Source organism: Streptosporangium sp. NPDC000563, from assembly GCF_040299985.1.
Classification (GTDB): Bacteria; Actinomycetota; Actinomycetes; order Streptosporangiales; family Streptosporangiaceae; genus Streptosporangium.
Genome location: NZ_JBEPDA010000004.1, coordinates 54,218 through 60,691 on the forward strand (window position 1 = coordinate 54,218; position 6,474 = coordinate 60,691).

General features: G+C 70.5%; 5 protein-coding genes and 1 tRNA gene. 4 read left to right on the forward strand and 2 right to left on the reverse strand.

Annotated elements, in window-relative coordinates; genetic code table 11:
* The first annotated feature begins 22 nt into the window (after positions 1–22).
* Positions 23–622: a nucleotidyltransferase family protein gene (locus ABT352_RS13110; RefSeq protein ID WP_350944928.1), complete on the forward strand. Its 600-nt coding sequence runs from the start codon at positions 23–25 to the stop codon at positions 620–622.
* Positions 623–772: 150 nt separating this feature from the next.
* On the opposite strand, the gene ABT352_RS13115 is transcribed toward ABT352_RS13110, so the two are convergent.
* Positions 773–1,141, reverse strand: coding sequence for a PRC-barrel domain containing protein (locus ABT352_RS13115; protein WP_350944930.1), 369 nt, complete (start codon positions 1,139–1,141; stop codon positions 773–775).
* Between the two features lie 292 nt (positions 1,142–1,433).
* Here ABT352_RS13115 and ABT352_RS13120 point away from each other — a divergent pair.
* Together ABT352_RS13120 and ABT352_RS13125 are read left to right on the forward strand one after the other, a co-directional pair.
* Positions 1,434–1,507, forward strand: a tRNA-Lys gene (locus ABT352_RS13120).
* A 145-nt stretch (positions 1,508–1,652) separates the two neighbouring features.
* The gene (locus ABT352_RS13125) at positions 1,653–2,255 is read left to right on the forward strand and encodes a DUF998 domain-containing protein (protein WP_350944931.1); all 603 of its coding nucleotides are present in this window, start codon (positions 1,653–1,655) and stop codon (positions 2,253–2,255) included.
* 46 nt (positions 2,256–2,301) lie between these two features.
* On the opposite strand, the gene ABT352_RS13130 is transcribed toward ABT352_RS13125, so the two are convergent.
* Positions 2,302–3,165, reverse strand: a complete 864-nt coding sequence (locus ABT352_RS13130; RefSeq protein WP_350944933.1) for a hypothetical protein — start codon at positions 3,163–3,165, stop codon at positions 2,302–2,304.
* 325 nt (positions 3,166–3,490) lie between these two features.
* Between ABT352_RS13130 and ABT352_RS13135 the strand changes: the two genes are divergently transcribed.
* The gene (locus ABT352_RS13135) at positions 3,491–6,361 is read left to right on the forward strand and encodes an AfsR/SARP family transcriptional regulator (RefSeq protein WP_350944935.1); all 2,871 of its coding nucleotides are present in this window, start codon (positions 3,491–3,493) and stop codon (positions 6,359–6,361) included.
* Positions 6,362–6,474: the final 113 nt, after the last annotated feature.

The following is a 6,474-nucleotide window of genomic DNA, read 5'->3' on the forward strand; positions in this document are numbered from 1 at the left end:
GGTTACGGGGTACGCGTGGGTTATGGGAAGCCACAGTCACGAGGTCACCGACGCGATCCTGGAAACGCTGAAGCGGGCGAGCAGCGGTTTGAAGGACGCGGACGTCAGGTTCGCGCTCGCCGGAGGTTGCGCGGCCTACGCCCGCGGAGCCGCCCCCTCGCTCCATGACGTCGATTTCGTCCTTCCCCAGGAGGACGTGCCGCTCGCGCTCGAGGCGCTGGGCAAGCTGGGATTCGAGACCTCCAGGCAGCCGCCGGAGGACTGGCTGGTCAAGGCCTTCGACGAGGGCAGGCTGGTGGATCTGATCTTCTCGATCTGCGACCACCCGGTCACGCCCGAGTTGCTGAAGCGCGCGGAGCCGATGAAGGCCTCGGCGGTGATCCTGCCCGTCCTGGAGGCCACCGACCTGGTCATCTCGTGGCTGCTGCCGCTTTCTGAGCACAGTTGTGACTACGGCTCGCTGCTGCCGCAGGTGCGTGCCCTGCGCGAGCAGGTCGACTGGAACCGCGTCGCCGCCGTCGTGCGGGACTCCCCCTACGCCTCCACCTTTCTCACCCTCCTTCAGCGCCTCGATGTCATTCCCGGTCCCGTCGACTCCTCGGGCGACCCGACCTGGCCCTGAGACGGCCTCACCTGCGACCCGCACCCGTGCCCGAGACGACCTGGCCTTCCAAGACGTGGCCGTTCTCAGGACGACATGAAGAGGGGGCCCACCATCTGGTGGGCCCCCTCTTCATGTCGTCTCGCCCGGTGTCCCGGGATCGGAGGACGCTCAGACGGTGCCGGGTCCGCCGAAGGGGAAGCGGCCGTAGTACTCGCCGACCCGGTCGCGGTACGCGGACTCCTTGAAGTTCGCCTCGTCGAACTCCGGGGCGTCCTTGATCTCCTGCTTGGTGCGCGCGACGTAGACCTTCTTCTCCTGCGGGTCGATCTGCGTCACCGTGCTCGCGGGCAGGAGGACCTTCTTGCCGAAGATCCAGGGGCCCGTGTCGACGACGAGGTAGCTCTCGCCGACCTCGTAGGTCGCCTCGTCGACGGAGCCGATCTTCCCGTCGGTGGCTTCGACGTGGTATCCGGCGACGTCGAGCGTCTTGTCCTGGGTGTGCACGTCGGCTCGATAGTTCCAGATCTCAGGCTGCATGACTGAATGTCTCCCTTGATGTGATACCTCGGGCTCCGGGTCCCCTACCCGGCAGAGAAGCCCTAAACGGCATTTGCCCAAGTCAGCCGGTACGGAACACTGTTCGCTCCGCCCTGTTTCCGCCCTCGGCACCAGGTCGTCGCGGGATTTCGCCCCGCCCGGCTCGGGGTGAAGGTTTTCCGGTCGGCGCCCCCGATGGGCATATGTCAGCTCATCTCCAGACCTCCGGATGGGCATATATCCGATCATGTACGGACCACGGCGCCGGGTCCGGTAGGCTTGTCAACGTCAAGCGCCGCTAGCTCAGTTGGTTAGAGCAGCTGACTCTTAATCAGCGGGTCCGGGGTTCGAGTCCCTGGCGGCGCACCCAAGGAAACCCCAGCTCGCACGCCGAGCTGGGGTTTCCTGGTTTTCGAGAGGCCGGGACCGCCCAAGCGCCGGCGTCGAGCCGTGGTCGGCCGGTTCGCGGTAGGACCTTACCGATGGCGTGCGAGACAACGGAGGACGTCAAGTGGCATACGTCATCGGCGCGAGCGGTGCCCTGTTCTTCGTGCTGGTCTTTCTGGTCGACGGACTGACCCGTCCCGGTTACTCGCCGGTACGCCACCCGGTCAGCGCCCTCGCCCTCGGCGCCCGTGGGTGGATCCAGATCTCGAACTTCGTCGTCTCCGGCGCCGCGATCACCGTCGGCGGCGTCTCGATCGCCACCGCGGGGCGGCAACCGCTGCTGGGCGGGATGTTGGCGATCTTCGGGCTGGGTCTTGTGGCATCGGGCTTCAGGATGGACCCGATGCGGGGCTATCCGCCGGGTACGCCGGAGGGGGATCCGGCGGACGTCACCGTCTCCCACAGACTGCACGACTACGCCGGAGCCGTCGTGTTCTTCTCGCTGCCCGTCACGGCGGCGGTGGCGGTGTTCGTCCTGCCGGAGGTGGCGTGGAAGGTTCTTTCCGCCGTCGCCGCGGCCGCCCTGATGGCCGCCTCCTACGCGTTCGGCAAAGCCTGGGAGCGTGACTCGCCGAGGGCCGGACTCGTCCAGCGGGCGTTCATCGTCCCGGGATGGCTCTGGGTCGCGGCGGTGTTCCTGCGCTTCGGCTCGCAGAACGCGCTCTGACGCCTCGATCCGGACGCCGGGACGCCGGGTGCGCCGACGCCGGGGGTCAGGCTCGCGGGCCCACGGTCTCCCTGGTGCCGCGACGGCGCCACAGCAGTCCGGAGACGGCGCCGAAGGTGACCAGGGAGCCGGTGAGCACGAGTGCCCGTCCGTCGGGGCCGCTCTCACCGCCGCCTCCGGTCTCCGCTCCTCCGGCCGGTGTCTCGGAGATCTCGCCGTCCGTGTCCTGCGGGGTCTCGCCCGTCTCGGCGTCGTCGTCCGACGTGGTCTCGTCGGAGGGCTGCGTGGTGGTGTCCGTAGGGTCGGGGTCGGCCCCCTGGCCGCCCGCCGTGATGGTGAGGGGGTAGGTCGTGAGGGTGTCCCTGTTCTTCGGCTCGCACTCGATCGACGTCTGGCCGGGCGCCGTCCCGAAGTTGATGGCGCCGGGCTTCACCGTCGCGGTGCCCGGACTGTTCGACGTGGTGGCGAGGGAGACCGGGGTCGTCGGCAGCAGGATGCTCTGACCCGCGCCGGTCGCGTCGAGGGTTCCCACCCCGGTGGCGGAGGTCAGCCCGGAAAGCCCGCTGATGGAGACGTACGCGTACAGCTTGGTGTCCGCGGGCAGTCCCGCGGTGGGCGCCGTCAGCGCGGTGCCGGTGTAGGTGCCGCTCCAGCCGATCGTGAACTGCCGGCCGGTGGTGGCGTCGGTCGGTATCGTCAGCTCGACGTTGATCGAGGTGGTCTGCTTCCCGGTCACGCCGCTGGTGGTGCACTCGTACTCCACCATGCCCACCGTGCTCACTGTGCCCGCCGTGCCCGCGGCGACGACCGAGCCCCGCTCCGCCGGGGGAACGGAGGCGTGCGCCGGTTGCCAGAGGAGGGGCAGGCCGCAGACCAGGGCGGCGGCTGAGAGAACCGAGCGGACGCGCACATCGCCTCCTGCGTACGACAGATAGGGCTTAAGAGAGACGGGGGGCAAAGGTGATCGGTTGCCAGCAATGCCACTAATGGCCTGATCCGGACAGCTGTAACTCCTATAGCGGACACGTCCATCCGGCAGCGGATCGACGGTGTTTCCCCGGCAAAGGTCGATGTGCTGCCATACGATGCTTCATCGTGATGAATCGGGGCGAGCTGCCACGGTGTGGCCCAGCGGAGCGAAACGGCCCCGAGCCGACCGGGCGACGCCCCGGCGCGGGAGAACGGCATCGGTTCCACGGCACCGTTCGAGAACAACGGAAAGACGGCGCTGTCGGATGAGTGATCCCGGGCTGCGGTTCTCGATCCTGGGACCGGTACGCGTCTGGCGCGACGGCGCGGAGGTGGAGATCGGTTCTCCCCAGCAGCGGCTGGTCCTCGCCGTCCTCCTCCTGGCCGAGGGCAGGGCCGTCGGCCACGACCACCTGCTCGACGCCGTCTGGGGCGAGGAGCGTCCCCGCGCCGCGATGAGCACGTTGCGCACGTACGTCTCGCGTCTGCGCTCCGCCCTCGGCGCCGAGGCGATCATCTCGATCGGCAGCGGATACGCCCTCGCGGCAGGGGCCTGCGACCTGGTCACGATGGAGAGGCTCGCCAACGAGGGGAGATACGGCGAGGCCCTGGCGCTCTGGCGAGGAGAGCCGCTCGCCGGGCTGGAGGGAGGCTACGCCGAGGGGCAGCGGGCGCGGCTCGGGGAGCGGCGGCTCGCCGTGCTGGAGCGCAGGCTCGCCCAGGAGGTCGAGGAGGGCGGGCACGCCGAGGTCGTCGCCGAGCTGACCGCGCTCTGCGGGGAACATCCGACCAGGGAGCGGTTCTGCGGGCTGCTGATGCTGGCGCTGTACCGCGCGGGAAGGCAGGCCGAGGCGATAGGCGTGTTCACCGACACCAGGAAACTGCTCGCCGATGACCTCGGCATCGATCCCTCGCCCGAACTGGCGGAGCTCTACCAGCGGATCATCACCGCGGACCCCACCCTCGGCCAGGCGAGGACGACGGGCCAGGTCCCCAGGCAGGTGCCCCGCCAGCTCCCCGCCGACACCGCCGACTTCACCGGCAGGGAGCCCGAGATCGACGAGATGGTGGCCGCCCTGAGGTCGGGGCACATCTCGGCACTCGCGATCTCGGCCGTGTCGGGCGCCGGAGGCATGGGCAAGACCACCCTCGCCGTCCACGTGGCCCACCGGCTCGCGCCGGACTATCCCGACGGTCAGCTCTTCGTGAACCTCGGGGGCTCCGGGACACGGCCGCTCACGCCGGAGACCGTGCTCGCCCGGTTCCTGCGCTCCCTCGGGGCGGAGGTCCCGCCCGACTCCGAGGAGCCGGGCGAGCGGGCGGCCATGTACCGCTCCACCCTGGCGGACCGGCGGATACTCGTCGTGCTGGACAACGCCGCGAACGCCGCGCAGGTACGGCCGCTGCTCCCCGGCGCCGCCGGGTGCGCGGTGATGGTGACGAGCCGCGCGAAGATGATCGGGCTGTCCGGCGTACGCCAGGTCGACCTGAGCGTGATGTCCCACGACGAGGCGACGGTGCTGCTCGCCACGATCGTGGGGGAGGCGCGGGTGGCCGCCGAGCGTGAGGCCGCGGCGGACCTGATCGGGGCGTGCGGGCACCTTCCCCTCGCGATCAGGATCGTGGCCGCACGGCTCGCGGCGCGGCCCGCCTGGAGTGTGGCCAGGATGCGCGACCGGATGGCCGACGAGCGCCGGCGCCTCGCCGAACTGCGCGTGGACGACCTGGCCGTCGAGGCGACGTTCGCCCTCGGCTACGACCAGCTCGACGCCGCGCACGCGTCGGCGTTCCGGCTGCTCGCCGTCCCCGACGCGTCCGACTTCTCACTGGGCTCGGCGGCGGCCGTACTCGGTCTGGACGAGCAGGACGCGGAGGAGGTGTGCGAGGCGCTGGTGGACGTGAGCATGCTGGAGTCGCCCTCTCCCTGCCGCTATCGCTACCACGACCTTCTCAAGATCTTCGCCCGGTCACGGCCGGACGACGAGGACGTGCGGAGAGCCGCGCTGGACAGGCTGCTCGGCCACTACCTCGCGGGCATGACCGCGGCCCACCACCTCACCTATCCGGGCGCCCCGGTGTCCGACCCGGGCCGACCGGCCGGTGCGGGACCGTCCTTCGCGGACGAGGAGGCCGCGGTGACCTGGGCCGAGGACGAGGAACAGGGGGTGATCAGCTGCGTACACCAGATCGCCCGGGAGCGGGGAAGCGCCCTCTCCGACGCGATACGGCTGCTCGACATGGCGGCCGACGTACTGGAGACCGACGTGACCCCCGAGCGCTACGAGCGGGCGGCCGGAGCCCTCGTCGAGGCGGCGGCGGCCCGCGGGGAACGTCGCGCCGAGGCGCACGCCCGGTGCGTGCGCGGAGGGTTCTGGGTGAACCGGTGGCTCCTCGACGCGGCGGCCGAGGACTGCGTCGCCGCGAGGGACCTCAGCCTCGCCGAGGGCGACCGGGCACGGTACGCGGACAGCCTCAACCTGCTGGCCACGGTCCTGTCCCGTCGCGGATCGACGACCGAGGCGATCGCGCTGTACGCCGACGCGGTCGAGATCTGGCGTGGGCTCGGCGACCGAAGCGGTGAGGCGGCCGGCCTGGGCGACATGGCGCTCGCCCTCGCGTCGGTCGACAGGATCGACGAGGCGGTGGAGGTGGTGGAACTGGCCGACCGCACCGTCCGCGAGTCGGGCGGCGGGACGGATCCCGACGTCATGTACCGGTCGGCCGTCGTGCTGTGCGACGCCGGGCGTCCCGAGGAGGCGCTCCTTCGGCTCAGGAAGACGCGCAAGGCGTATCGGAGGCTCAAGCAGCGCGTCCGTGAGGGAGCGACCCTGCTGCGGATGGCCGAGACCCACCTCGCCCTGGGGCAACCGGAGCGCGCCGTCGACTGTGCCGAGGACTCGCTGGGCCTCATGGCGGAGGCGGGCGACGAATGGATCCAGGGCAAGGCGCTCGTCGCGCTCGGCGAGGCGTTCTCCCGGCTCGGCCGGCCGGGAAGGGGAGTGGCCTGCCTGACCGAGGCGCTGGAGATCTTCGTGCGGCGGGACATGCCGGAGGCCGACGAGGTACGGGCACTGCTCGACCGGGACGAGGACTCGCGATGGGACACCGAGCGGAAAGAGACCACCCTGACCCGCTGAGCGGGCACTGTGTTCGGCCGGAAACTGTCGGTGCCCACTGGCATCATTAGGCGTGTGGAACCGCACTACTACGCACGCGTCGTGGCGCGGGGGGCGAAAGGCGCCCGCGGGCG